We start from the raw sequence: 26,147 nt of genomic DNA, 5'->3' as shown, positions 1-26,147 counted from the left end.
GCCGCGATCATTGCCTTGCATCGAACACAAAACACTTGCGTCTGCCTTGGTGCAGCGGAATGCAGCAGGCAGAGCACCTTCAATCACCGATGTAGACGCGGCCGCGCTTCTTGGCGATCTGGTAGACGACGACGCTGAGCAGCGCGACCAACGAGCCGTACACGGGAAACATCCAGGCAATTTGCTCGCGTTGCAGCCAGACCATCAGGTAGGGTGACGTTCCGCCAAACATCGAAACACCGAGTGCATAACCAAGAGCTACTCCCGTTGTCCGTACCGAACGCGGCATCAGCGTGGTCGCGATGAAGTTGTAGAGAGCCATGTTAAAGCCCACAATGGCGCCGCCGAACACCGTGACAAAGAAGAAGGTGGAGATGCTCTTTTCGGAGTAGAGCAGCGTCAGGAAGAAGCACGGGATGAGCAGCAGCCGCAGCAGCGTGAAGGCACGCGAGGGCCGTACCTTGTCCGCGAAGGCGCCGACAAAAGGCGCGGACAGCATCCAGGTCAGGACCATCAATGTCATGATCCCGTACACAGAGGTGCTGTTCTCCTTGAACACAGTATTGGCCATGTTGGGCAGCCCGGCATTCCAGGCATAATTGGCAATCTGCATCGACCCGATGACGAGGATGACAGTCAACAGGGATAGCCGCACGCTCCACAGCGTCTTCCACACCCCGCCCGTCGTTTCCTGAATGCGCGAAGCCTCATCCTGCCGATGCATGGCGCGATGGATCAAGGTTTCCGGCACCGCGGTGCGCAGATAGATGATCAACAGACCCAGGACGCCACCGACCGCGAAGGGTATGCGCCAAGCCCACTCGCGCATCACATCGGGAGCCACCGAGGCACTCACCAGGAACCCAACCAGGCTGGATCCGAGGTTTCCCAGCTGGATGAACGTGCCGCCGATCAGACCAAGAAAACGTCCCTCCTTGCCGGGCGGCGCCAGTTCAATCGCGATGGCGTTGGCGACACCAGCTTCAGCGCCGGTTGCAAGCCCCTGAATCAGTCGCATGACGAGCAGCGCCACGGCCGCCATGACGCCGATGTCCTTGTAGGTCGGCAATAAGGATATCAATAGCGAGCAAACCGCCATGGCCGTGACCGAGATCAGCATGACACGCTTGTGGCTGATGCGATCGGCGACGGGGCCCAGCAGCGCCGCGCCCAGGGGCCGCGCGAAGAAGCCCGCTCCGTATACGGCCAGTCCCGCGAGCAGCGAGGTCGTCGGATCATCAGAAGGAAAGAAGTGGGGCGAGAGAAACGCCGCCATCGCGCCATAGATATTCCAGTCGTACCACTCCAGAGCTACGCCTCCTCCGAGGCTGGCGGTCATCCGTCTGTTCGCAACTGGACTGTCAAGCTGGATGGATGCAGCGCTGGGCTGAGCAACAATGTTCATGGGTCCTCGGGCTCTATTGATGACGTGAATGGTGTTGCGGGTCGGGCGAGAACGAGCAACCGCTCGTGGGCTCAACTGCGCCCGCCGACTTGCGGGCCTCGCCTCACGAGTGACCATTGCACGACCTCGGTCGCGCAGGACGCCTCCATCGCTGCTTGCGACTCGCGCGGCGGCTCGCATGAAGCGCGCGCCAGATTCCATGCCATCCCCATGGCCAGCCTTCCTCCTGTTGCTCCAAGCGCTTCTGAAGAAGCTGATTTTGTTGTGTTGGACAGCTCGGCGTCAGAAGAGGCGTCGCAGCGTCAATGAAATCCCTCAGATGCAGCCCACTCTCGCCGGCCGCACGCTTCCGGTTTCCCGCAGTGTCCTTACATCGACTGCTGAAATCGATTTCATAACAAAACGTTTTTGGAACTGTGAGTCAAGGCCTTTTTAAGGGGCGGGTCTCCGCACCGCGCACTTTCAGCCGCGTTGAGCGTGTTGAGCCAGTGCTGCAAGAGCTAAACTAGCGAAAATGAGGCTTCGAAAAGCCTCGTTGCCAAGAAATCGATTTCAGTCTAAGGCGTCCTCTCATATTCCTTCCGGAGAATCGGCCCATGACCGAGACGTCCAATCTCATCCTTTCGACATCTGTGCCGCCCCACGTGCGCCTGTTGACGCTGAACAGGACATCGAAACGAAACGCCCTGAGCAACGAGCTGATCGTGGAGCTTGGCGCCAGTTTGCGCCGTGCCGCAGTCGATGAGGATGTCCGCTGTGTCGTGCTTTGTGGCAGCGATGCGTTCTTCTCTGCCGGAGCCGACATCAAGGAGATGCGGGAGCGCGGCTTTGAGGCAATCGACAATTTCGCCCGGCGTTCTGCCTGGCGGGACATCGCCAATTTCCCCAAGCCTCTCATTGCCGCGGTCGAGGGGATTTGCTTCGGCGGCGGCCACGAACTGGCGCTGCTCGCGGATATCGTGATTGCAGGCGAAGGGGCGGTCTTTGGGCAGCCTGAGATCAACATCGGGATATTGCCCGGCGACGGCGCAACGCAAAGGCTGACACGTGTGGCTGGCAAATCTCTGGCCATGCTAATGATCCTGAGCGGCCAGTCCATTACGGCCAGCAAGGCGATGCAGGCAGGCCTTGTCGCGGAAGTTGTCGAAAACGGCCGGGCACAGACGCGAGCGCTTGAACTAGCCGATCTGATTGCGCAAAAGCCTCCCCGTTCAGCTGAACTTGCCAAAGCGGCCGTTCTCGCTGCGTTTCAGACCACGCTGGACGCCGGCCTCGAGTTCGAGCGGCAAGCGATACGTCACGCTTTCAGCACAGCTGACCAGCAGGAGGGCATGAACGCCTTCTTTGAGAAGAGGCCGCCGAACTATCGCAGGACCTAGCCACCGCGACTGGCTCGCACGCGGCGCCGGCGAAGCTCGCCCGCGCAACATGCGGTGTTCAACACTCCTTCGGCTCGACCGGGCCGGCGCTACGGGCTACGATCTCGTATTGGCCGGCCTTTGCCACACCAATGTACATGTTCATCCTGCAGTGGCGCTTGCCCGGCACCATCTCCGCCGGCCCGCCAGGCCCTTGCGCAATCTTGGCGTGGTCAAGCGCGGTAGCGACGGCCTCGCGGTCAATTGTACCGGCTTCCCTCACTGCGGCTTCCCACAGCTTCAGTCCTCGATAAGTGCCGGTCGCGGCGCTGCCTGCTGAGAACCGGAACTTGCCTGGAAACTGCTTTTCGTAGGCCGACTGAATCTCGGCGCTCACCGGATCTTCCGCCGCGAGCGCCTTGTAATAGTCAAGGCTGCTGGCGAGGCCTTCGATCTCATGAGCCTGATTCATTTCGAGCGTGTTCTCGTCATAGTAGACGCAGCCCAGCTGTCCCCCATTCCTGGAAAAGCCCGCTTCATAAAGCTGTTTGAAGAACGAGCCGACGCCCGGGGGGATAATGCTGTTGAATACGACGTCCACCTTGTTGGACGTGATGCGGCTCACGGTGGATGAAAAATCGATCTGGTCGAGCGGGTAGTACTCCTCGAATACCACCTCCCCGCCGCTGTTCTCGATCACCTTGCGCGCGTAGGCATTGATTGTTTGCGGCCAGACGTAGTTGGAGCCAGGCAGCGCAAAGCGTCTGCCACCGTTCTTGATCAACCACGGAATGAACCGGTCGCAATTCTGCGCCGGTACCGGTCCGGTGCAAAACAGATAGGGCGTGCACTCCCTGCCTTCGTAGGCCTGCGGATAGATGTAGAGCGTCCTGCCACGAGAGATGATGATGTCCTTGATGGCGTTGCGCATCGAGCTCGCAATGCCGCCGAGCACCAGATCGACCTTGTCTCGCTGAACCAGCTTGCGGACATTGCCGACAGCAACCGACTCGTTGGACGCAGTGTCCTCGATCAGGAGCTCGATCGGGCGTCCCAGGAGACCACCGTTCTCGTTGATCTCGCTCGCGACCATGCGAGCGACATTGGCGTCGGTATTCCCAGCAAAGCCGAGTGCCCCCGTAAGGTCGGTGGCAATGCCAATCCTGATCGGGCCCTCGGCGGCGTTGGCCCAGTCAGGACGGATCATCCAGCTGCCCGGGCCGGCCCAAATGGCCGCAGACGCAAAGGCGAAATTGCCGAGAAAGCGGCGGCGGCTGAGTTGCCGGTGATCATTCAACATCGAACTGGCCTCCCCTTGGCTCATGGCCTTAAATCCGAGCGCCCTGCTCTTTCCTCTGGGCGCGGTAGCCGGAAAGCTATCCGTCCTTATTGGGTTCAAGCAGCCTCTTCCGCTCGCGTTTGGGTAAAATCGCGTAACGGGCAGCCTTCAGGACAGTCTGAAGAACTCCCTCGCGTTCTCGCCTAGGATTCTGACCGCCAGGCGCTCTGCGTCTCGTGATCGAAAGTAACCGTTCGCGACCTTTTCGTTCAGAACCTCGCTGATGAGCCGGCGCGCGCCCTGTATCGCGGCAAACGTCTCCTCAACGTGAAGACAATCTCCTCCGATCATCATTCGCGATTCATCCGGCAAGACTTCGATAGCCTCGTGCAGGGCGAGCTTGAAATGTGACGGGCTCAACAGAAAGGACCAGCACAAATCAAGCCAGACATTTCGGTAAACAAAGGCCATTCCCAACAAGTCCCGGCTCCAGGGATAGGCCAAATGCATCAGCAGAAAGCGCGTCCGGGGATGACGCTCAATCAACCCGGTCATTCGCAGGGGGTGGGAGCCGCTTATGATTGCCGTTCCAAGGTGAGTTTGGACTGGCAGGTCGGCCTCGCCTGCGAGCTGGCAAAACAAGTCGACGACAAAGTCAGAGAAAGCCTTGCGCGCCACAGGGGATGGAGACCTTTGTCCCCAGGCCTGCCGAGCCAGGTCCTCATTCGGTTCGTCAAAGCTTAGATCCCGGTCATAGGCGAGCGCGTTTTTGAGCGCAACGTGATTGCGCCAGGCGCAGCCGGATACGAGCTCGCGGATTGCATCGCAATAATCGTCAAAGGTTTTCACCTCCATGCCAAGGCGCCGCAGCAACGTATGGCCGCAATTTCCATTGTGATCGCGGGATTCCGGGTGCCAGCCGAGGGCGAATGCGTTGATCCGGAGGACCGCATCGTAGTTTTGTCCAAGACCCGGGCGCGGATCCATCAACGGATCGAGAAAAGGGTCCGTTACGATCCGCCCAATGGCGGCGCGCCCAATCACTTCACTTGGCCATGTCGCCTCCTTGTGGCGCGAGCGCACGGAAGCGTCTACCGCCTCCCAGTTGTCGCGCGTGATTCCGGTTTCGGCGACGCCGTAAAGCTCGGCTATACCGCCGGCGAGGTTGCGAACGAATGCGTTCGATCCACTCTTCTCCAGGAACGCCGCAAGGGCTTCCCAGGTGGTCGGCTCGGTAGCGGTAGATAACATGTCGCCCGTCGCCTTGGGCTCGGATGGCAGGACGTTGCTTGTCCAAGCCGCATAGCTCTGCTGGAAGAGTTTCAACAGATTTACGTCCCGGCTATGTGCCACCTCGGGCATGTGATGTTCATGGACATCGACGACTTGGCACGCATTCACAAAATCACTCATGGTTTTGGACATCGTTCCTCTCTGTTCAGTCATCTCAAGGAACTTCAGCGCGCCATCTTCCGGGCTGTGATGGCAGCCGGGGACGCCTCTACGGCGCCAGATACGTCAGGAGCCGCGGGTCGTCGCGTAATTGCTGCGAGGGGCCCGACAGCGCGACACGGCCGCGATCGAGCACATAGGCGTGCTCCGCGACACGCATTGCAAGATCGAGATGTTGCTCAACGATGATGATGGCGATCTCTCTGGCCAGCTCCATCAAGCGCTCGGTAATCTCCTCGATGACGCCGATCCAGACACCCTCGGTCGGCTCATCCAATAGGAGAAGCTTAGGGTTTCCGAGCATCGCGCGGGCGATTGCGAGCATCTTGCGCTCGCCACCGGACAGCGTTCCGGCCGGCTGATCCAGGCGCTGGCCGAGTTTTGGAAACATCCTCATGACCCGGTCCACTGCCGATCCATCGCGGTGCAAAAGCGATCCGACGGCGAGATTGTCGCGCACGGACAGGCGCGCGAACACCGAATGCTCTTGCGGCACATATCCAATACCGGCCCGCACCCGCTCTTCGGTGCGGCGGCGATCGATGTCCCGGCCGCCGAACTGCACGCCGCCCTTCCATGCCGGCAGTTCACCCACGATCGCCTTCATGAGCGTGCTCTTTCCGGCGCCGTTGCGGCCAAGGACGGCCACACCGCCGCGCGGCGGGACGGCCATATTGACGCCGAACAAGACCTGGCTGCGTCCATAGCCGGCGTCGAGATGCTTGATATTGAGGAATTCAGGCACGGCGCAAATAGATCTCCTGGACGCTTCTGTTGGCCTGGATCTCGGCAACCGTCCCTGACGCCAGAACCTTGCCCTGATCGAGCACCGTTAGCCGGTCGCACATGTCGCGGATGAAATCGAGGTCATGCTCCACGATGACGAGCGAGCAATGCTGTTTGATCGGCTGCAGCAACTCGCCCGTGACGCGGCGCTCCTCGAGGCTCATGCCACCGGTCGGCTCGTCCAAGAGCAGAAGGCGCGGCCGGCATGCGAGCGCCATCGCGATCTCCAGCCATTGCTGCTGCCCGTGAGACAGGGTCGCCGCAGCATCAAAGGCGCGATCGGCGAGCCGGAACTGGAGGAGCAGCGTCATGACCTCCTCGTGCAGTCGTCCCCGACTGCGCGAGAACGCCAGATCCAGCAGTGAGGACCGGGCCTGCAGCGCGAGCAGGATGTTGTCGTAAAGCGTGAGGGACGGTAGCACAGCGGTGATCTGGAATTTCAGGCTCATGCCCGCTCGCGCACGCTCTGGCGGCGTCAACGAGGTGACGTCAGTATTGATGAACGTCACCTTGCCTTGCGTCGGCACTAGCGCACCTGCAAGACACTTCATCAGCGTGCTCTTGCCCGAGCCGTTCGGCCCGATCAGGCCATGAAACTCTGTCTCGCCGACGGTGAGCGCCGCTCCGTCCAGCGCGGTGAGCTTGCCGAAGACCTTGGAGATGCCCACGGCTTCAAGGAGCGGCATTGCGCTTCTCCTTCAGGCTCGGGCCGAAATTACCGACACGTTCCCGTTCGCCCAGCACCAGGCTGATCAAGCCTAGCGGACGGAACAGAATGACGAGCAACAGCAGAACGCCGAGAATGATCGGCCAGATATCGCGATAATTGTCGGAGAGCCAGAAGCTGAGGCCCTCGACAATCGCGGTGCCGATGACCGCGCCGATCAATGTCCCGGAGCCGCCGAACAGGACGTAGAGCACGACCTGGGTCGACATGACGACGCCCAGCATGTTGGTCCAGACGAACCCCTCGTGAAACGCATAGAGGCTACCGGCAGTCCCCGCGATCGCGCCGCTGATTGCGAATATGATCGCCTTCAAATGTTGCACTTTGTACCCGAAGAAGGCGATGCGCTGTTCGTTCTCTCGCAATCCCGCCAGCGCCAGACCGAACTGCGACCTCAACAAAAAGCGCGACAGAAGGTAGATCAGAACCAGAGTGGCGAGCACCAGGTAATAAAACCCTGGTCCCTCGCTCAGTTGGTATGAGCCGATTGTCATCGGTTGGATCGAAGGGATACCGTTCTGGCCGCCAAGGTAATGAGAGCCTCTCGCAAGCCGGTCAGCTGTGTAAGCTCCGGTCATCGTACCAAGCGAAACGAAGACCACACTGGAGGGGTGACGGCCAAGCAGCAGGAAACCAGCCAGCAACAATGCCGCCACAAAACCGATCAGGGTTCCAGCCGGGAGGACGGCAAAAATCGATCCGACTCCGAAGTCGCGTGAAAGCAGCGCCACTCCGTAGCCGGCCATGCCGAAGAACAACGACTGACCCAAGCTCAAAATCCCGGCATAGCCCCACACCAGGTCGAACGACAACGCAAAGAGGCACAGGATGAGCACTCGCGTCGCATAGACAGTGATGTAATCCCGCAGGACGAGCGGTGCGATCGAAGCTGCAATGAGCAATGCCACTTCGAGAATCGGGAGCACCTTCATTCGCCCGGCGAAGGCAGATGCCGTGGCGGGCGAACGAGCAGCTTCAATCACGTGTGGCGGGGGCTGTATGTCAGTGCCGGTCGATGACATCAGCACTCCTTCGGTTCGACCAGGCCGGCGCTACGGGCGACAATCTCGTACTGGCCGCCCTTCGCCACTCCAATGTACATGTTCATCTTGCAGTGGCGCTTGCCGGGCGCCATTTCGGCAGGCCCGCCCGGCCCTTCCGCTATCTTCGCGTGGTCGAGGGCTGCGGCTACCGCGTCACGGTCGATTGTACCGGCCTCCTTCACTGCAGCCTCCCACAGCTTCAATCCTCGATAGGTGCCGGTCGCGGCGCTGCCTGCAGAGAATCGGAACTTGGCAGGGAACTGCTTGTCGTAAGCCGACTGAATCCTGGCGCTCACCGGATCCTCCGCCGCGAGCACCTTGTAGTAGTCGAGGCTGCTCGCAAGCCCTTCAATCTCCTGGGCCTGGTTCATTTCCAGGAAATTTTCGTCGTAATAGACGCACCCCAGCCGCCCGCCGTTTTTGGAGAAGCCGGCTTGATAAAGCTGTTTGAAGAACGGGCTCACGCCCGGCGGCACAATGGCGTTGAACACCACGTCGACTTTGTTGGATATGATGCGGCTGACCGTCGACGAAAAGTCGATCTGATCGAGCGGGTAGTATTCTTCGAAGACGACTTCGCCACCGCTGCTCTCGATCACCTTGCGCGCATAGGCGTTGATCGTTTGCGGCCAGACATAATTGGAGCCAGGCAGCGCAAAGCGCTTGCCACCATTCTTGACCAACCAGGGAATGAACTGGTCGCAATTCTGTGCCGGTACCGGGCCGGTGCAGAACAGATAGGGTGTGCATTCTTTACCTTCGTAACCCTCGGGATAAATATAGAGCGTCTTGCCGCGAGAGATAATGACGTCCTTGATCGCATTGCGCATCGAGCTCGAAATACCGCCGATCACCAGATCGACCTTGTCTCGCTGGATCAGCTTGCGCACATTTCCTACGGCGACGGATTCGTCGGAGGCAGTATCCTCAATCAGGAGTTCGATCGGGCGTCCCAACAGGCCGCCGGAGTCATTGATCTCCTTGACCAGCATGCGAGCGACATTGGCGTCGGTGTTGCCGGCAAAGCCGAGTGCCCCCGTAAGATCGGTCGCAATGCCGAGCCTGATCGGACCTTCCGCAGCATTTGCCCAATCCGGACGGATCACCCAGCTGCCCGGACCCGCCGCGATGGCGGCGGAGGTGAAGGCGAGATTGCCGAGAAAGCGGCGGCGGCTCAGTTGACGGCTGGCGTTGATCATCGATTGACCCCTCTTCCCGAAACAAGGCCTTGCGGCCGGAACTTGATGAAAATGATGGCGAGCACGAACACCAGAACGTCGGCGATGACCGGTGACATCAGCCAAGGCAGCCAAGCGCTGAACGTACCGATGACGTTGGCGCCAGCGACCGAGCCCGCGAAGGACCCGACGCCACCGACCATCACGGCAACGAAACCCTGGATAAGAAAGCGGATGCCGAGATCTGCAAACAGCGAGAAGACCGGCACGATCAGCGCGCCGGCGAGACCCGCGAGCGCCGCACCAAAGGCAAAGGTGACGCTGTAGATCATGCCCGTGGAGATGCCTGAGGCACGCGCCAGTTGTGGGTTCTCCAGCGAGGCGCGGACTCGCAGGCCGAACGAGGTGTAGGCGAGCAGTGCATGGCTCGCGGCCATGACCAGCAAAGTGATGACGACGATGACGCCGCGCCAGGAGGCGAAATGCAGACTACCGATCGTAATAGAGCCACTGATTGGCTCCGGGACCGAGAGATAAAGCCCCCCGGTCAGGCCGCGCACGGCTTCGCGAATGATCAGCCCGAGCGCATAGGTGCCGAGCATGGCGACAATTGGAGCGGCATAGAATCGTCGTACGACCAGTTTTTCCAGGACGAAGCCAAGCGTGCCGACCGCGACGGGCGCGGCAAGCATGCCGAGCGGGACCGGTAAACCGACGCTGTGCACGAGATAAGTGACGTACGCGCCGAGCAGGACGAACTCGCCTTGCGCGAAGTTGAAGATGCCCATCATGCTGGCAATGATCCCGAGCCCGAGCACGACCAGCACAACGATGGCACCAAAGCTCAAAATCTCGAAGGCCGCGATAAGTAGCGTATCCATGTTGCTGCGTCACATTCCTTGGGCTTGGGAGCAAATCATCTTCACGCCGAGCGCTCGAAGGCGTGAGCTGCACGTTGGAATGCGAAGGGCTGCTGACACGAGAGCGCTCCTGGAAGGTCATCCCGACAAGGGGAGTTGCAGGCAATGGTGAGCTTCTTGGGCGGCCCGCCTGTCGGCGCTTCATTCACGACATGCGGCGCGAGATTGCCTAGATCAACGCAGGAAGATTTGAGTAATGTTGGGTAATGTTGGCCAGGCGACCGACATTGCGGGACACGTTAAAGAGGCCCCGCCGGGTCGCCGGCCGTTCTCGCCAGCCCAATTTCGATGCAGCCAAAAGCGATAGAGAGCTATCCGCATGCCGTCACCGCAGACGCTCGCAAACGCGCGTCGTTAGCGCTTGCCGAACTATCGGAGGAAACCAGACGAGCTGACGCACCACTTCACGATGGCCGCAGGCAGTGAGTTCGGCACCGAGAAGGTATCAAGTCATTGTGGCCGAACACCTTGCTTGCCGACCAGCGGAAATGTGAATTCAATTCCCGCACCCGCAAACGTGGCCAACAGAGTCTGTAGCAGATCGTCGGATGCGGGAAGCGTGTCATTGTACTCTTCGAGCCGCCTGATGACGGCGCATGACAACCCGCTTCGCTCGGCCAACTGCTTCACCGACCAGTTCAGCATCCCCCGTGCGGCTCGCAATTGCCTCCACGTGAGCTTCGATGCGCCTTTCCGCTCCCTTGCGAGTTATTCTAATGCGCGTCGATCCACAAGCCGAGCCACTCCCTTACACCGCCATTGCTGTTGCCGAGCGGTACAGCCGTGCATTGATGGCAACGGTAAGCTCCATCTGCCTGCCGCAACCGGGCCTCCACCTCGTATGGCTGTCCCGTCGCTAAGGAGACTTGCCAGTCCCTCAAAACGGGTTCGCGTTCCTTGTCATGGAGAAGGTCCGCCCACTTTCCCGGATTGCTGTATTCCACGCAGGGGGTCTGGATCGGAAAACGCGCTGATGTGACCATCACAACTGGCTGTCCCATACGAGCCCCCGAACGATCCGTGCCAGAGCTCTCGAGCGCTCCGTTGCAATGTTGAGAGCCTTGGACAAGTTTTGCTTTTCCGTGACATCGGTAGCAAGGCCAAGCATCCATTGCGGCTTGCGGTCGGGTCCGACAACGGCTCGGCTCGGCTCGGGCGCAAATCCTGCGCAAGGTGCCGTTGTGCCGGATGATCCGAAATTCACCCTCGAGTGTCGCATGGGCGATTGATCGCTGTCCGAACCTGCGGACGCAGCCGCCGTCCTCGCGATGAATTCTCCTGTCGATCTCGGCAGGGGACGGTTCCGTTTGACGCGGGTCCAGTCCGAACACTTCGTAGAATCCGGGAGACCATTGCATCTGCCCACTGTCATTGCTCCGCCACAGGCCGATCGACTTTTTTTCGATAAAGAGAAGTATATCGGCCAGGCTGATGCTGCCGGCGCTCAAGCGATGTGGGCTTCTGATCAGGCGAACTGCAATCAGTTGCGGACACTTTCATGTCTTGTCCATCGAGGAAGGGCCGCCGGTCTGGGCACATTGTAGTTGCCGTACCCAAGTGGTATGCAGGCCCGGGGTAGGCCATGAAGGCTGCCCGGCATACCGCCGCAGATGCATGGGCCCTCGTCAGCGGCTTGCCCAGAATGGAAGCCCCTCGCGTCATCTGATGGTGCTTCAGGCGTACATTGATGGCAGTGGTACCGGCGATAAGCGGTCGCTTGTTTTGGCCGGCTATATTGCCGATGCTGACACGTGGGCCAGCTTTTCAGATGAATGGAAAGCGCAACTGGACCATGCCCAAATGGCGCGGTTCAAAATGTTCGAGATGAAAGAGCGGCTAGAAATAGCTGCGTACTTTTACCGACTGATTGAAAAGCACAACATACAAGCAGCCATCTCAATTGCGGTTGATACGGCCGCCCTCAAGAAGGCCGTTCGCGAATTGGTTACAGAAACCGTGCTCGGGCGAGAAAACCTTGAAAATCCATATTACATCGCATCGCGCGGCCTCATTGAGATTTTGGCCATACATCAGCAGAAATTCATGCAGTTGAACGATCCAGTAGATTTCATCTTCGATGACGAGTCGGAAAAGGTTCATATCTTGGAGATGTGGGACTGGATGAAGGTATTGATGAATCCAGCGGCGCAAGGCCGTATCGGCAGCACGCCAATCTTCAGACCAGATGAAAGATTTATGCCGCTCCAAGCCGCTGACCTGTACGCATGGTGGATCAGGAAATGGCACAATGAAGGGAATCGAGAGGCTATCCAGAGCTATCAGTTTCCCTGGGGATGTAAGAGAGACATACCTCAAATCCATATAGACCTGAAGGAAAGCGGCATCCGCAGGACTCTTGCTGATGCAATAAAAAAGATGCCTTTCACCAGATCCGTGATGAGTGCTTTCTCCGGACCGCAAGATGCGGCGCGGTGGCTAAGTCGGCGACGTGAAGGGGTCAGGATGACTTTGCCCGACCCGACCTCGCGGCTGTTGACGAAGTGATTTTTCCTAGGGCCCGCTCAAACTTTTCGCCACTCTCGTCAACGCCAAGCTCACGAGCGGTTTGCATGAATCGCTCGGATTGTTCTTTGTCGGTCAGTTTCGTTTTTGGCTCTGCCTTTTTCCCTTTTGGGGGAGCGGCGGCTTTTGCCGTAGGGCGCCTCTTGGCTAGTTAGTTGTCTTATAGGTGAGGCGCTTTCCAGCGGCACCCTTCAACGCACTTCTGCACGGTCGAGATCGTTCACGCCAAGAGCAACGCGATTGCTGCAGCGGAAATCAAACTCGTTCAAATATCGGTGCAAATGCTTCTCGGCGCAATGCTGATAGGTACCCTTCATGCCGCGCGGCAGCGGGATTGACTGCTTCCCGCCTGTCCTTCTTAGCGCGAAGCAGACCGTCTCCCCGGCATCCAGCGCGAGCTGGCCCTTCATCGAGCCGGCCAATCCGGATCTTCGGGCCTTGCAGATCCTGCAGCACGCCGATCGGCCGATTTAATTCCAGCTCCAACGCACGGATCGAGGCGAGCACACGGGCGTGATCGTCATGGGTCCCGTGGCTGAAGTTCAGCCTGAAAGTATCAGCCCCCCAAAGATAGAGCGCACAAAGCTTTTCAGGTCATGCGGTTGCCGGCCCAACGGTTGCGACAATCTTGGCATGGCGTGAGCGGCGCATCGTGCCTCTGCAGGTCAGAAGATAAGCTCGGCATCAAACGAGATAGGGCCGCCCATAAGATATTCAAAGCGAGCTGGCCGACGTTGCCGTCCGTCGTTTCTGGACCAAGAGGTGAAAACACTGCACTTACGCTCCGGATGCTGCCGCGGTCTGTCCTTGATGAGTGGATTGTACGATGCTGTTCACCGCGCGGTAGGCGAACACGATGGCCGGTCCGATCGTAATGCCTGCCCCAGGATAGATCCCACGCATCGGTGAGGTCATGTCGTTGCCGCAGGCATAAAGACCTGCGATCGGCACGCCGTTTCCATTCAGGACCCTTCCGCCAGGATCCGTTGACAGGCCGGTCGCCGTTCCGAGGGTTGCCGGGACAATCGGAAGCGCGATGAATGGCCTGTTTTTGATAGCCCCAAGGTTTGGGTTCTTCTTTCCGACCGACGGATCTCCCAGGGTTCGGTTGAAAGCCGATTCACCGCGTTTGAAGAGCGGATCGCTTCCTTCAGCTGCGTGGGCATTATGTTCTTCAACGGTCTTTTGCAGCTCTTTCGGGTCGAGCCCCAATTCCGCCGCAAGCTCCGCAATCGTCCGGCCAATTTCGATGTAGCCCATGCGGGCATATTTCTTGATGCTCAAAGTCCAGGGCCAGGGGAGCAGGTGTCCCATGCCTCTGAGGCGGACGAATTCCTTGTCGCAGATGAAATAGAACCGCTTGTCCGCCGGATAGCCGTTGTTGAACATGGCAAGGCAGATGTCGTGGTAGGAATTGGATTCATTGACGAAGCGCTTGGCGTTTGGCCCTACGGCGATGACACCTGGACGGCCACGATCGAGCCAGCCGTACGGGACCACTTGCGAGGAGCGGCCGTTCCTAAGGATCGACACGGGCGTCCAGAATCCACTCGATGCAACGTCATTATCGATCGCAGCTCCGAGCTTGCCTGCGAGCGCAATGCCGTCTCCAGTGACATCGCTGTGAGCCAGCGTATCATTGTGCTGGTGGGCTCGGCTGAGCTGGGCTCTCAACTGACCGTTCCGCGCAAAGCCACCAGTTGCCAGGATCACCCCGTGAAAGGCGCGGATGCGGAGATCGGCGCCATCACGCTTGACGATTGCGCCAGTGACTCTCCCGCCCTCTTTCGTCAGATCAACCGCTGGGCAGCTTGGCCGGATTTCAACGCCATATCTGCGCAGGCTGACCAGTAACCGCGCGATCAGCGCATTGCCCCCGCTGAGTTCAGTGCCTCTCCTGTAGCGCAGCCGATCGCTTGCGTAGCGGCCGACGCGGCGCAGGACGTGCTTGAGCGCGGCAGCCGACTGGAAGGGATTGAGGAAGCTTCTGACCTCGCTGGATGAAATCATCATCCCGCCGAGCACGACCCGGATCGGATCACCTATCAGGTCGAAATCCTTGCCGAGAAGCCGTCCGTCATAAGGTGCGGGGCTCAGCGCCCGGCCCTTGTCAACCCCGCCGATCTGGCTCGAATGATAATCGGGGGCGGAGGCCAGTGTGAATTTGACTTCACTCCCATTCTCCAGGCCGGCGAGCGCTGTCGGGCCGTCTTCAAGATAGGCGTCTACGAACTCAGCGCGATAATAGTTGCCAAGTTCGTGTTGCAGATAGGTCTTCGCTTTCGCGATCGAATCATCAATTTTTGCCGCTCGAGCCTGCATTGAGCATGGAACCCAGATCATGCCGTTCGACAGGGCGGTGGTGCCACCGAGCCGGGCAGACTTCTCGCACACGGTCACGCGAAGACCGGCCTTTGCCGCATAGAGCGCCGCCGACAGTCCGGCCGCGCCGCTGCCGATCACGAGCACGTCCGTCTCCCAATCATGCGTTGGCTTGCTCGCTTGGGAGAAGGAAGCGGTATTGGGCTTCAATTTAGTGATCTGGTTATTCATTCGTGCCTCGGTGCAGACTCTGCCGTGAATGCTGTCGCTTTCGCGGGAGCGGAACGGCTTTGAATTCTTCGGCTGCAGCCTTCACCGCCCGCTCGATCGGGATCCGTTCGATGGAGGAGGCGCCAACAAAGCCGACACATCCGGTCGATCGGTAGACTTCCGAGGTATCCTGAGGCTCAGCGATTGCCCCGCCATGGCAGAGAAGGATGACATCCGGGCGAACGGCCTGAGCCGCAGCATTGATCTCGTTGATGCGCCTGATGGCCTCTTCAATCGACTGTCCCTCCTCATGACCAACGAGCCCGCCGCGCGTTGCGCCGACATGTGGGACGAGGCAGTCGGCTCCTGCGGTTGCCATCGCTTTGGCATCGTGCGCGCTTGCGACATAGGCGAGCGAGAAGATGCTCTTCCTGCGGGCCGCTGCGATCATCTCGACCTCACGTTCAAAGCCGAGCCCGACGCGGCCTCGACGATCTCGCCATTTCTCACCCATCGTTGAAATGGTCGGGTAATTGATCACGCCGGAGAAGCCGGCAGCCCAGAACTTGTCCAAGAGATCATCGAGATCGAGCCGGAGGGGATCCCAGGCCTCGATACCGCCGATAACAGGAACGGAGGAGACGACGTTGCGGATCTCCGCCGCGAGCCCGAGCGTGCGTGCATTGGAATCACCGATCCGGCTCGTCGGCAGCCCCATCAACCGCGACAGCCCGGTGCTGTAGACCACGAGCATGTCGGCGCCGCCGAGAGCTGCGCATTTTGCGACGAGGCCGCAACTGCTTGCCGCGGCAAGCACTGCCTTCCCCGCCGCAACTTGAGCTGTGATCTTTGCAAGTATTTCGGGCCGATCAAACATCCGCACGGGATGAATCTCCTTGTGTCAATTGTTCGACGATCCACGATGCGGCCGCCTCCGCAAATTCCGGATCATTGATGTGACAATCCAGCTCGCGAGCGATGATCGAGCGCGGCAGATGCCGCCTGACCGCGTCGAACCAGGCTCTATCGGCTTCAGGATTTCGAAAGATGCCGCCGTCCCGGTCATAGTCAGACACCCCCTTGGCCGGCCACAAAACGAGAGCGGGCGCCTTTGCTTGCGAAAGGCGCGCGCCTGTGAGCCTTCCTATGCGCTCGTTCTCCGAGACGGTCGTGCGCATGAGCGTCGTGAAGGGGGTATGCGCATAGAGTTGGCGCCCTTTGAACTCGGCAGGCACGCTCGAGGGCGGGCCAAAATTCACCATATCGACGGCCCCCGGCGCGATGAGCTGCGGAATCATGCGGTGAGAAGCTGCTTTGAGCCGATCCGAACCTGCACTGGCGGTGCCGCCGACGAGCTCGTCAGCAAGCTCGGTTGTGGTCAGATCGAGCACCGCATCGAACTCACCGGCGGACACGAGTTGCTCCATCTTGCGTCCACCCGCGCCATTGGCCGGAAAGACGATCGCGTCGATGCCTGCCTCTGCCAGCCGCGCGACACAGCGATTTGCCGCCGGCGTCGTGACCCCAAAGGCCGTGATCGCAACAATCTTTCTCTTCTGCCGACCTTGAGCCGCTACATAACGCATCGCCGCAATGGCCCGCCCGGCATTGTCCAGAACGCGTTCGGTGAACGCGTTGATTCCGAAGAGATCGACCAGGGTCGGATAGAGGATGACGTCGTTTTGGAGGGCCAGTTCGGCCAGGAGGGCTGGCCTTGCGCTGCTCACCAGCAGCTTCGGGAATCCATACGGCAACTCCGAAACAACTTCACCGAAGACTGCACTGCCTTTGCCGCCCGCTACTCCGACGATGGCGTCGATCGCACCTAATCGCAGGAGCTCCTTCACCTCTTCACGCGCACTTGCAGCTATTTCCCGTAAGAGTTCGGCGGGTGCGACCACCCGTGCATCGCTGCAGTCCGACGCGCTTCTGCCTGTCCTGTTTGATGTGCCTACATCAATCGTGAGAGTCTTGCGGCCGCACTGTTCGATGACGCGCGCGAGATAAGCGGTTTCGCGGCCCTTTGTGTCCAGGGTTGCGACGATCGCGACCTTGCCGGCAGGATCGGACGGGTGACCATCCCGGACTGACCTCTGGTCGTCCGCGCAATGGTGAGACACGATCTTCCTCCTGGACGTTTTTGGACACCTGGAGGTCTAGATCGGAGTAAAATGGCACATAAGCCCGGATACGAGCGCGATTGGGTAAAGTTGGGTAGGTGCAAAGCGGCCGTAGCAGCAGCAGCCGCTTCCCGAGAGGCTCAAGGTCCGATTAACAGCAGATTGCACGTCCAGAAGTTTGCAGGTGGCGTTGAATAGCCGTACAGCGCTGAGAGCGCTGACCAAGGCGACGTCCTTGGCGAGCCAAGAGCGCTCCGGCGCTTGCCGCATCCTTGAGAAGGATCACAGGCAATGGGGCGGGCAGAAGGCTTCCCCTGTGCTTCGATGAAGGTGCCTCGATGAGGTACAGCGGTTTCGAAGCGAGGTGATTGAGGGCCGTGTGACGATGGAAGCCGCCTCCCATTTGGATGGACTGAGGCGAGCGTCAGCTGGCGAAGCTTTGATGGTTTGGGCTCCCCCGCATGGCGGCGCGCTCCGAGACAAAAAGATGCCGCTGCCGGAGTTTTCCAGCAGCGGCGCTGAGTCAGGGAGGAAAGCAGACGACCGGTCTGCTAGCGGATTCGTCAGGCGCAGCGATAGCTCCCCCCAGACGCTTCACGGGCCCTTTTTCAGAACGAGCCGAGCTCGGGCCAGCATCGGCAAATCGTATCCGGCAGGCGAGGACAGACGCGGAAAGGCCACTCAAGCATACCGCAAGCAAGAACAGCGATGACGGCCCTTAGCATCCATCGCTTCCAGCCGAGCCTGGCTCCCTCGCCGAGGGAAGACATGACATTGCTCCTCCAAGATCGACAGTGGTGGTCTAGACCTCGATGGAGCGGCGTGTAAGATCGGCGAAACGTTCAAATGGGTAGAATTGGGTAGAACCGTGAGAGCCAATGTCTTAGGTCGCCTTGTCGCAAGTCTCTCCTCGTCTCGCGGTGATCAGATGACGATCTATGCTCCGTCACTGCGGACCCTTCCGCAGAATGCCATGTTCGTCATGGCTACACTTCCCGTCATCGACTGGAACGACTGTCTCCTGCGAGACTTGCAAACGAGCCCCAAAGCGCCCCCTTCCTGCTACGCGGCGATCGTCATGATCGATCCGTTTGCCTGCTGGGAAGACCTGGTAGATCTGTTACAGGATGCAAAGATGACCGGAGTGACAAACTTTCCGCCTGCCTCCATGATTGAACGGACACCGGCAGGAGCGCCGATCGATCGCGGTCAGGAGCTCGAGCTTCGGAGAATGGAGTGGTTTGCAAATCGCGGGTTCAAAGTCCTGTTTGTCGCGGCAAACGAGTCGGAGATGAGAGCAGCAGAACAACGCTTGGGTTCGCAGCTGGGTGGGTTCGTCTATCTGCGTCCCGATGCGCTTGCGCTGCCGATTGGAGCGGACATAACGTTCGTAAGCCTTGGCTCTCAAGGAGCGTCCGTACCGAAATTCGCGCTGGAGCATGCAGCCACATCCAAACAGCCGCTTCGACGAGCATGAGGCGTTATTCGAGGATCCGCAGCTTCTTGATTTTATTATAGAGGGTTTTTCGCGAAAGCCCGAGAGAGCGGGCAGTCTTGCCGCGGTGAAGCCTGTTTCTCTTCAAGCCCTCAATAATCCAGTCTCGCTCCGAAAGAGAAACGGGCGGCCTTGCATGTGAGGCTGTGTCCAAAAGCGGCTTTAGCACCTCACCGGTGATGTGACTTGCTGGAAGGGTTACGAGCTGGTTCACGACCTGCCGCAGCTCGCGCAAATTGCCCGGCCAGTCGTGCCCGGCGAGCGCGAGAAATGCAGAGTTTTCGATTGTGAGCGTCTGGGCGCTGGAATCCCCCTTTGCTTCGACCGTGAAGTGTTGAATGAGTTGCGGCAAATCTTCAAGCCTGTCGGGCAGCGAAGGTAATTGGACATCGAGGCCGGTAAAAAGGGCGAGAAGCCGCGCGCACAGAACCGTTTCAAGGCCAGCGCCGCGCTCGACCGTGGCGGTCGCAATGATCCGGGCATTGGAACGCATCACAGTTACCCCGTTCAGAGGGGTAAATCCGCCTGTCTCGAGGTAATCGGCAAGCCGCTCCTGTCCGTCGCGCGAAAGTTGGTCGACATGCAGTAGCACGACGGCACCGTCACTCGACGCCTCCAGGAGTGACAATTGGCGTCTGCCGCTCTCAAGACGCTCGGCGCCGAACAACGGGCCAAGTATATTCATCGCCGGACCGAGGCGGCAATGAAACAACGCCGTCTTGGCGTGCCTGCGGTCGCTAAACGCGTGAACCAGGGTTGCTATTCTACGCTTGCCAGAGCCAGCCTCCCCCCAGATGAGGACCGGGCGTGGGGTCGCCGCTACGCGTTTGGTGATCTCAAGGATGCGCTTCATTGCCGAGGACTGCGCGATCACACCGTGCCTGAAACCACTCAACTGTAGCTGTCGTTCGAGCAGATCCACTTTCTCGCGCAACAGGTGGATGGTCTTGAAGCCTGATGTCACCTCAAGTACCGACATCTCGAGGGGCACGCGGTCCAGCGAGGAGCCTCCAATGAACCCTTGAATTCCAGTCTCGCGGCAGATGTCGAGGAGTTCGTCCGGCTTCGTAATGGGGCCGCCCCCAAGCAGGCAGATGGTGCTCTTGTTGACGGATTGAGCAACGCGCGCAACGGCGCTCGTACGCGCTGTAAGTTCAGATAGGCTGAGCGACGGATCGGCTCCGCTTTCAACCGCGCGGTTTAGATTGAAGTTGATGCAAATGGCCTCGGCGCCGGCTTCGACCATGCGACGCGCTTCGGATTGGCTGCGCGTATAGGCAATCGTCATCAGGCCGCGTTCTGCAGCTTTCACGAGGAGCTCGATTTCCCGGGCGTAACCAAGACCACACTTCTCGAGCAATGACCTGCGCTCATCGTCGATGTGGATGACCGATGGGAAGTTGGTCACACCGGCAAATCCCCATTTGATGATCCGATCGAGCCAACGATCAAGATCAAGCTCGGGGTCGAAGGTACAGGTGCCGAAGAAGACTGGCAGTTTGGTACTCGGGAGGATTTCGGTCCGTCCGAAGCTTGCTACGAATTCATTACTGTTGCGGATTGGGAGAATCGAGGCAGGCGAGGCCCCACCCATGGCACGAAAACGGCCCGCATTGAGCGCGAGCACGAAATCGGCCCCCGCCCGCTCGGCGGCCCTGGCCGTCATGCCCGACCCGATCCCCGCACCAAGGACAAACGAACGGGAATTGCGGAAGAACTGCCTGATACCGGCTCCCTTCACCTCAGCCGTCCGCGTGTCGATTCTGAGCCGCGCATCATCGCACGGCTCTACGTCAAGACTAGCTCCAACTCGCCGGTGCGTGCAACCGTCGTACCGCCCTTCCATTGCTCATGAACAAGTGGCAATCGGCTGGAGCGGCGGTGAGGGTGAGCCGGCTAGCGCCTTTGGGCCAACCGGATTGTGGTGCCCTGGCGACGACCGTTTCGTTTCCCACATTGCCGTATATATACGTGACGCTGCCGAGATGCTCGACGAAATCGACCCCGAGTTCAATCGAGATCTCCTTCTGGCCAGGCGCGGACGAGGAGAAGTCATCCGGGCGAATTCCGACAGCGACCGGTTTGCCAACCAGCATCTGGTCAGGGTGGACCGGAACGGAGATCGTCGGACCGGCGTCCAACCGGACGTCCATGCCATGTTCATGAGCTGCCTCGACGTTGCCGCCCAGGAAGTTCATCTTGGGCGAGCCGATGAATCCGGCCACAAAGCGCGAGGCCGGATTGTGATACAGATCGTGCGGGCTGCCGACCTGTTCGATGTTGCCGTCCTTGAGCACGACGATCTTGTCAGCCATGGTCATCGCCTCGACCTGGTCATGCGTCACGTAGATCATAGTATTTCCGAGCTGCTTGTGGAGCTTGGCAATCTGAACTCGCATTTGCACGCGCAAATCGGTGTCGAGGTTCGAGAGCGGCTCATCGAACAGGAAAACTTTTGGTTCGCGCATGATGGCGCGCCCGATTGCGACGCGCTGGCGTTGCCCGCCTGAAAGTTGTCGAGGCTTGCGATCCAATAAATGGTCGATCTGCAAGAGCGAGGCAGTTTTGGCTATCTTGGTGGTGATCTCGGCTTTCGACGCTTTCGCCATGCGCAGAGGAAAGGCCAGATTTTCTCTGACCGACATATGCGGATAGAGAGCGTAGCTTTGAAAGACCATGCCGAGGTTGCGATCGGCCGCATTGATGTCGTTGACGAGCTCATTGTCGATGAGGAGCCGCCCACCGCTGATGGGCTCGAGCCCGCCAATCATGCGCAAAAGCGTTGACTTGCCTGACCCGGATGGACCGACGAAGACGACAAATTCGCCGTGATCAATCGCAAGGTCGATATTGCGCAGGATCTCGATCGTCCCATAGGCCTTCCTGAGGCCTTCCAGGCGAACATCGGCCATTATGCCCTCCTCTGTTGCGGGCGACCCGAGCGCGCGACACTTACCTCAACGTCGCGCAAGGTCGTTACGGTGAAATCGGGGGCCATTAGGGACGGGTCATGACGCATCGGCACACCAGTTGTAACCAGCACCGTGGCAAGCCCCGCCCTCTTTCCGGCTTGAATATCCGTAGGAATCTGGTCTCCAATCATAATCGTCGAAACGCGGTTCGTACCGAGGCGTGAGAGCGCTGTCTCGATCATCGGCACTTGCGGCTTTCCGACGATCGAAGGCTGCACTTGCGTCGCGGCAGCCACAGCCGCAATCGCAGCTCCTGCCCCAGGCTCGAACCCGCTGGCCGTGGGCAAGAGAAGATCAGGATTGGTTCCGACGAAGACAGCGCCGTTGAGGATCGCCTCAACGGCAATTCGCATCTTCTCGTGAGTAATATCTCTGTCAAGCCCCATCACGACAACTTCGGGGTTTCGCTCAGTGACCTCCAGCCCGACATCGCGCATGGCCGTGACAAGCGACGGAGCTCCGATGACATAGACGCGCGTCAATTGCGGATAATTCGTTCGAATAAGTTCTGCGGCCGTGATAGCGCTTGTCACGACCTGTGACGGCGCGATCACAAGCCCAAATCCTGTCAGCTTGCGGACGACGTCCTCCGGGGTATGCGTGGAATTGTTCGTCACAAAACAGAACGGCACGCCGGCTTTCTGCCATCGCGTGAACGCTTCTATCGCATCCGCGATTGCGGTGCTGCCGCGATAGACGACGCCATCCAGGTCGGAGATGATCCCTTCTATTGGCGGCCAGCCGATGTCGGAGCCGTTGCTAACCATTCATCAGCATCCCGCCATTCACATGGACAATCTGCCCGGTCATATAGGAGGCTGCGGGGCTAGCCAGGAAAACCGCGAGGCCTGCGATATCCTCCGGCAATCCGACCCGGCCCAGTGGAATCCGGCCACTATGACGCGCTTCGGTCTCCTCTCGCGGACGCCCATGCATGGGCGTATCGATAATCCCCGGTGCAATTGCGTTGACGTTGATCTTGAGCGGAGCACATTCATAAGCGAGCAGCTTTGTCACATCGTGAACGATGGCTTTTGACAAGCAATAGTCGGCGCCGCCAGCCTGGTAGTTGAAAACTGCGCCTTGAGATGACAACGAGGACCCGACATTGACGATGCGGCCGCCCTTGCTCTTCATGAAGCGCTCGATCGCCAGCTTGGCACAGCGCAGAACCGCGACGGAATTGATCTGGATGGTTTTTTCGATTCGATCGGCATTGCCGGTCAGAAGCGGCTGAGCCGATTTTATTCCGGCGTTGTTGATCAGGACATCGAGCCTACCGAAGCGCTTGGCGATCTCATCAAGCACCCTGCCGACATCGTCTTCTCGTGACACATCCATGCTCATCGGCAGGATGCCGTTGCCGTACCGCAAGCGCGTCAGAATGTCCCGGAGGTTTTCCACATTTGCGTCGGTTGCCAGGACGTTCGCACCGCCTTGACGGAAAGCATTTGCAATGGCTGAGCCAATGCCTCCACCCGCACCGGTCACGAGCACGGTCCTGTCTGCAACTGAGAACTGTTCGGTCATTCCAACTCCAGGATAGTTTGAGACTTGAGAAACTCGTCGACGGCTTCGCTGCTTGGCATTGCGCTTTGCGCGCCGCGTCGCGTTACACACAGCGCCGCTACGGCAAGGGCCTTCCTGACCGCTTGCCGGATCGGTAGGCGCTGAGCAAGGGAGGCTGCGAAGGCTCCATTGAAGGCATCGCCCGCTGCAGTCGTATCAACGACCTTCACAGGAAATGCTCGGAGCGCAAAAGACGCGCTGGCATCGGCGTAGTAGGCCCCCTGCGCACCAAGCGTAATCAGGGCTGCTCTCGGGCCGAGATCGAGGAGCTTTCCGGCCGCATGAGCGGCGCTGTCGAAGTCGTGCACCTCGACGCCGGTGAGCTCGAAAGCCTCGGTCTGGTTTGGAGTGACGAAATCGACACTTCTCCACGCCGCCGCCGACAGGCCGGCCCTCACGGGGGCCGGATTGAAAATGAGCTCGAATCCCTTGACGCTCTTCATTGCAAAGAGGTGATTGAGTGCGCCGACCGGCATGCCCATCTCGGCAACTACAATTGCGTCCCGCGCAATGAATTCGGCGGCCTTTTCGACCATGCTTGGTGTGACATTTGCATTGGCTCCGGCATCTATGACGATCATGTTGGAGCCGTCGTCACCGACCAGGACGAGAGCTGAACCCGATATCTCCTCTGGGCAAACCGCAACTGCATCGAGACAGACACCTGCCTCACGCAGCGCTTGCAGCAAAGATCGACCGGCGTCGTCATCGCCAAGCCGGGTGTAAAAGCTCGGCCGAAGGCCTAATCGAGCGGCGGCGACCGCCTGATTGGCGCCCTTGCCTCCCGCATTCCGCTTCAAGCTTCCCATCAGGCTTTCACCGGGCGTTGGAAGCCGCTCGACGGTGAAGCAGAGGTCGAGATTGGTCGTTCCAAAGAACATCAAGGGTCTCGGGCTCATTTCACAGCCCCGAAGGTAAGACCACGTTCGAGATGACGCTGGCCAAGGATGATCAAGACGACCGGCACAATCATGGTCACCACCAGACCCGCGGCCATGACTGGATAGAACTGAACGCCCGGATTGAGCAGCTTGAGGAGAGCGACGGTGACGGGCGCTTTTGTCGAACTGAGGATCAGGCCGAGAGCGAAGTTGTGCCACGCAAGCAGGAAAATGAGCAATGAAGCGCCTATCAAGCCGGGCTTTAGAAGCGGAAGGACGATGTGCCAGACCACGCGGAATGGTTTTGCACCATCCATGGCGGCGGCCTCCTCAATGTCCTTTGGGATGTCCTCGATATACGAACGGCTGAGCCAAATGATCATCGGCAGCGTGACGACCTGATAGACCCAGATCATACCGAAATAGGTGTCATAAAGGCCGACTGTTTGGAACACGCTGAACAGCGGTATGACCACAAGAAGCGCCGGCGCGAAGCGGAAGCCCAGAATGAAGAATGCGATGTCCTCCTTCATGGGGATATCACGCCTCGCCAGGACGTAGCCTGCAGGCACCCCGGCGATCAGCGATACGAGCACCGCACCAAGCGAGATCACGACGCTATTGGTAACCGGCGTCAGGAAATCAACCTTGATGGTGCCGTAGCTTGTTGCGCCAGCCCGTGCTGCATCGAACAAGACGCGGAAGTTTTCGAAAGTCGGCGTGAAGATGAAGCGCGGTGGCCAGGTCATGACCTCGGCCTGCTGCTTCAGCGACATGATCACGATCCAGATCAGCGGAAATGTCAGGATCAGCGTACAGGCGACAACCAGCAGATTGAGGAACAAGCTTGCCGGCGTTGAGCGATTTAAACGCATCTCAAGCCTCCCCTAACTGACACGCTGCCGGACCAAGCGCCACAATTTTACCATGGCCAAGGTCCCGAGAAGTACGATCAACCAGTTGACGACCATGAGCGCGGCACCACGCCCGAAGGCAAGATTTTGAAAGGCCGTGATGTAGGCGCGGACCGAGAGCACGGCGGTACTGTCACCCGGGCCTCCTTGCGTTGTCCCGAAGATGATATCGAACTGATTGAGCGATTCGATCAGCCGAAATACAGCGGCGATCAGGATGTATGGCGCGATGAGCGGAAGCTCGATATGGAGGAAGGTTGCCCAACCCTTCGCACCATTGACCCGCGCGGCTTCTCTGACCTCATGGTCGATCCCCTGCAAGCCGGCGAAGATGATCAGCGCGAAAAATGGCGTGTAAGTCCATATGTCGATGAGAACCAGCGACAACATCGCTGTGCTGGCGTCCGAAATCCATGCCAACCGGCCTATCCCAACAAGGGAAAGCAAATAGTTCAGGATCCCGGACTGCGGATCCATCATTGTGGTCCACATCAAGGCGACGCTCATTGGCGGCAGAACCAAGGGAAGGAGAATGACGGGTCGCATCAGCCGGGCAAGGAACACCCCACTTACGAACAATTTCGCAAGCGCAAGCCCAAACAGCGCCTCCGCGAGCACCGCGGAGCAGGCATACGCCATGGTCGCCCGCACGCTGTTCCAGAAATCCTGGGTCTTGATCGCCGCTTCATAATTGGTGAATCCAATGAAGCGAACCAGGGGACGGCCAAACTTGAGATCGGTCAGCGATTGAAAGACGCCATAGAAGAACAGAAAAAGAAATCCAAGCAGGATAATGATCGCGGGCGCAATCGCAGCAAGGCTCCACCAGTCAAGCGCATGCTTCTCGGCGTTTTGCACCTGCTCGTCTTTGGACGATGCCAGTTGGCCTGCCGATGATTGTAACGTCACGGTTGCGTCGGTGCCTCGAAGGTCCATCGCTCACTTCTCAAAAGCTACTCGGGCGTGATGGGGGCGGCAAACCCTTATGCCGCC

General features: G+C 59.2%; 23 protein-coding genes and 2 pseudogenes. 3 read left to right on the top strand and 22 right to left on the bottom strand.

Going from position 1 to position 26,147, the window contains the following annotated elements; all coding sequences use genetic code 11:
* Positions 1-79 precede the first annotated feature (79 nt).
* Positions 80-1,339, bottom strand: coding sequence for an MFS transporter (locus XH88_RS17280; RefSeq protein WP_271669483.1), 1,260 nt, complete (start codon positions 1,337-1,339; stop codon positions 80-82).
* 662 nt (positions 1,340-2,001) lie between these two features.
* Here XH88_RS17280 and XH88_RS17275 point away from each other — a divergent pair.
* A complete protein-coding gene (locus tag XH88_RS17275) occupies positions 2,002-2,784 on the top strand; it encodes an enoyl-CoA hydratase-related protein (protein WP_271669482.1) in 783 nt (260 codons plus the stop codon).
* Positions 2,785-2,842: 58 nt separating this feature from the next.
* Here the strand turns inward: XH88_RS17275 and XH88_RS17270 are convergent, their stop codons facing one another.
* From XH88_RS17270 to XH88_RS39230, 9 genes are all read right to left on the bottom strand, one after another.
* Positions 2,843-4,063 carry a substrate-binding protein gene (locus tag XH88_RS17270; protein ID WP_271669481.1) on the bottom strand — a complete coding sequence of 407 codons (1,221 nt, stop codon included), beginning with the start codon at positions 4,061-4,063 and terminating at the stop codon, positions 2,843-2,845.
* A 147-nt stretch (positions 4,064-4,210) separates the two neighbouring features.
* On the bottom strand, positions 4,211-5,467 hold the full coding sequence (locus XH88_RS17265; RefSeq protein WP_271669480.1) for an amidohydrolase family protein: 1,257 nt from the start codon (positions 5,465-5,467) through the stop codon (positions 4,211-4,213).
* Positions 5,468-5,543: 76 nt separating this feature from the next.
* Positions 5,544-6,239 carry an ABC transporter ATP-binding protein gene (locus XH88_RS17260; protein ID WP_128948341.1) on the bottom strand — a complete coding sequence of 232 codons (696 nt, stop codon included), beginning with the start codon at positions 6,237-6,239 and terminating at the stop codon, positions 5,544-5,546.
* Positions 6,232-6,966, bottom strand: coding sequence for an ABC transporter ATP-binding protein (locus tag XH88_RS17255; RefSeq protein ID WP_271669479.1), 735 nt, complete (start codon positions 6,964-6,966; stop codon positions 6,232-6,234). The genes XH88_RS17260 and XH88_RS17255 overlap by 8 nt, the downstream gene beginning before the upstream one ends.
* Positions 6,953-7,939, bottom strand: a complete 987-nt coding sequence (locus tag XH88_RS17250) for a branched-chain amino acid ABC transporter permease (protein ID WP_271670370.1) — start codon at positions 7,937-7,939, stop codon at positions 6,953-6,955. Before XH88_RS17250 ends, XH88_RS17255 begins: the two co-directional genes overlap by 14 nt.
* Before the next feature lie 89 nt (positions 7,940-8,028).
* Positions 8,029-9,249, bottom strand: coding sequence for a substrate-binding protein (locus XH88_RS17245; protein ID WP_271670369.1), 1,221 nt, complete (start codon positions 9,247-9,249; stop codon positions 8,029-8,031).
* Positions 9,246-10,109: a branched-chain amino acid ABC transporter permease gene (locus XH88_RS17240; protein ID WP_271669478.1), complete on the bottom strand. Its 864-nt coding sequence runs from the start codon at positions 10,107-10,109 to the stop codon at positions 9,246-9,248. Before XH88_RS17240 ends, XH88_RS17245 begins: the two co-directional genes overlap by 4 nt.
* Positions 10,110-10,598: 489 nt before the next feature.
* Positions 10,599-10,793 carry a hypothetical protein gene (locus tag XH88_RS17235; protein WP_271669477.1) on the bottom strand — a complete coding sequence of 65 codons (195 nt, stop codon included), beginning with the start codon at positions 10,791-10,793 and terminating at the stop codon, positions 10,599-10,601.
* Positions 10,794-10,861: 68 nt separating this feature from the next.
* Positions 10,862-11,506, bottom strand: coding sequence for a PAS domain-containing protein (locus XH88_RS39230; RefSeq protein WP_442868461.1), 645 nt, complete (start codon positions 11,504-11,506; stop codon positions 10,862-10,864).
* 307 nt (positions 11,507-11,813) lie between these two features.
* On the opposite strand from XH88_RS39230, the gene XH88_RS17230 reads away from it, so the two are divergent.
* The gene (locus tag XH88_RS17230; protein WP_271669476.1) at positions 11,814-12,653 is read left to right on the top strand and encodes a DUF3800 domain-containing protein; all 840 of its coding nucleotides are present in this window, start codon (positions 11,814-11,816) and stop codon (positions 12,651-12,653) included.
* A gap of 165 nt (positions 12,654-12,818) precedes the next feature.
* On the opposite strand, the pseudogene XH88_RS17225 reads toward XH88_RS17230, so the two are convergent.
* The 5 genes and pseudogenes from XH88_RS17225 to XH88_RS17205 all read right to left on the bottom strand — a co-directional run.
* Positions 12,819-12,994, bottom strand: a pseudogene (locus tag XH88_RS17225) (IS1595 family transposase); the annotation flags it as partial.
* Between the two features lie 3 nt (positions 12,995-12,997).
* A pseudogene (locus tag XH88_RS17220) lies at positions 12,998-13,322 on the bottom strand (pyruvate kinase); the annotation flags it as partial.
* Positions 13,323-13,448: 126 nt separating this feature from the next.
* Positions 13,449-15,224: an FAD-dependent oxidoreductase gene (locus tag XH88_RS17215; protein WP_271669475.1), complete on the bottom strand. Its 1,776-nt coding sequence runs from the start codon at positions 15,222-15,224 to the stop codon at positions 13,449-13,451.
* On the bottom strand, positions 15,217-16,080 hold the full coding sequence (locus tag XH88_RS17210) for a phosphoenolpyruvate hydrolase family protein (RefSeq protein ID WP_271670368.1): 864 nt from the start codon (positions 16,078-16,080) through the stop codon (positions 15,217-15,219). The genes XH88_RS17215 and XH88_RS17210 overlap by 8 nt, the downstream gene beginning before the upstream one ends.
* The gene (locus XH88_RS17205) at positions 16,073-17,323 is read right to left on the bottom strand and encodes a Tm-1-like ATP-binding domain-containing protein (protein WP_271669474.1); all 1,251 of its coding nucleotides are present in this window, start codon (positions 17,321-17,323) and stop codon (positions 16,073-16,075) included. Before XH88_RS17205 ends, XH88_RS17210 begins: the two co-directional genes overlap by 8 nt.
* Positions 17,324-18,251: 928 nt before the next feature.
* On the opposite strand from XH88_RS17205, the gene XH88_RS17200 reads away from it, so the two are divergent.
* A complete protein-coding gene (locus XH88_RS17200) occupies positions 18,252-18,800 on the top strand; it encodes a hypothetical protein (protein ID WP_271669473.1) in 549 nt (182 codons plus the stop codon).
* A gap of 4 nt (positions 18,801-18,804) precedes the next feature.
* On the opposite strand, the gene XH88_RS17195 is transcribed toward XH88_RS17200, so the two are convergent.
* The 7 genes from XH88_RS17195 to XH88_RS17165 all read right to left on the bottom strand — a co-directional run bounded on the left by XH88_RS17195 (position 18,805) and on the right by XH88_RS17165 (position 26,090).
* Positions 18,805-20,559: a phosphoenolpyruvate hydrolase family protein gene (locus XH88_RS17195; protein ID WP_271669472.1), complete on the bottom strand. Its 1,755-nt coding sequence runs from the start codon at positions 20,557-20,559 to the stop codon at positions 18,805-18,807.
* A 58-nt stretch (positions 20,560-20,617) separates the two neighbouring features.
* Positions 20,618-21,730 carry an ABC transporter ATP-binding protein gene (locus XH88_RS17190; protein WP_271669471.1) on the bottom strand — a complete coding sequence of 371 codons (1,113 nt, stop codon included), beginning with the start codon at positions 21,728-21,730 and terminating at the stop codon, positions 20,618-20,620.
* Positions 21,730-22,557: an HAD-IIA family hydrolase gene (locus XH88_RS17185; RefSeq protein WP_271669470.1), complete on the bottom strand. Its 828-nt coding sequence runs from the start codon at positions 22,555-22,557 to the stop codon at positions 21,730-21,732. Before XH88_RS17185 ends, XH88_RS17190 begins: the two co-directional genes overlap by 1 nt.
* Positions 22,550-23,320, bottom strand: coding sequence for an SDR family NAD(P)-dependent oxidoreductase (locus XH88_RS17180; protein ID WP_271669469.1), 771 nt, complete (start codon positions 23,318-23,320; stop codon positions 22,550-22,552). The genes XH88_RS17185 and XH88_RS17180 overlap by 8 nt, the downstream gene beginning before the upstream one ends.
* Positions 23,317-24,240, bottom strand: a complete 924-nt coding sequence (locus tag XH88_RS17175; protein WP_271669468.1) for a ribokinase — start codon at positions 24,238-24,240, stop codon at positions 23,317-23,319. Before XH88_RS17175 ends, XH88_RS17180 begins: the two co-directional genes overlap by 4 nt.
* A gap of 14 nt (positions 24,241-24,254) precedes the next feature.
* A complete protein-coding gene (locus tag XH88_RS17170; protein ID WP_271669467.1) occupies positions 24,255-25,016 on the bottom strand; it encodes a carbohydrate ABC transporter permease in 762 nt (253 codons plus the stop codon).
* Positions 25,017-25,127: 111 nt separating this feature from the next.
* Positions 25,128-26,090, bottom strand: coding sequence for a carbohydrate ABC transporter permease (locus XH88_RS17165; RefSeq protein ID WP_271669466.1), 963 nt, complete (start codon positions 26,088-26,090; stop codon positions 25,128-25,130).
* Between the last annotated feature and the right edge of the window lie 57 nt (positions 26,091-26,147).

This window comes from Bradyrhizobium sp. CCBAU 51627 (assembly GCF_028128765.1).
GTDB lineage: Bacteria > Pseudomonadota > Alphaproteobacteria > Rhizobiales > Xanthobacteraceae > Bradyrhizobium.
Note: the sequence above shows the minus strand (reverse complement) of the source record. Positions and strands in the feature narration are given on the sequence as shown.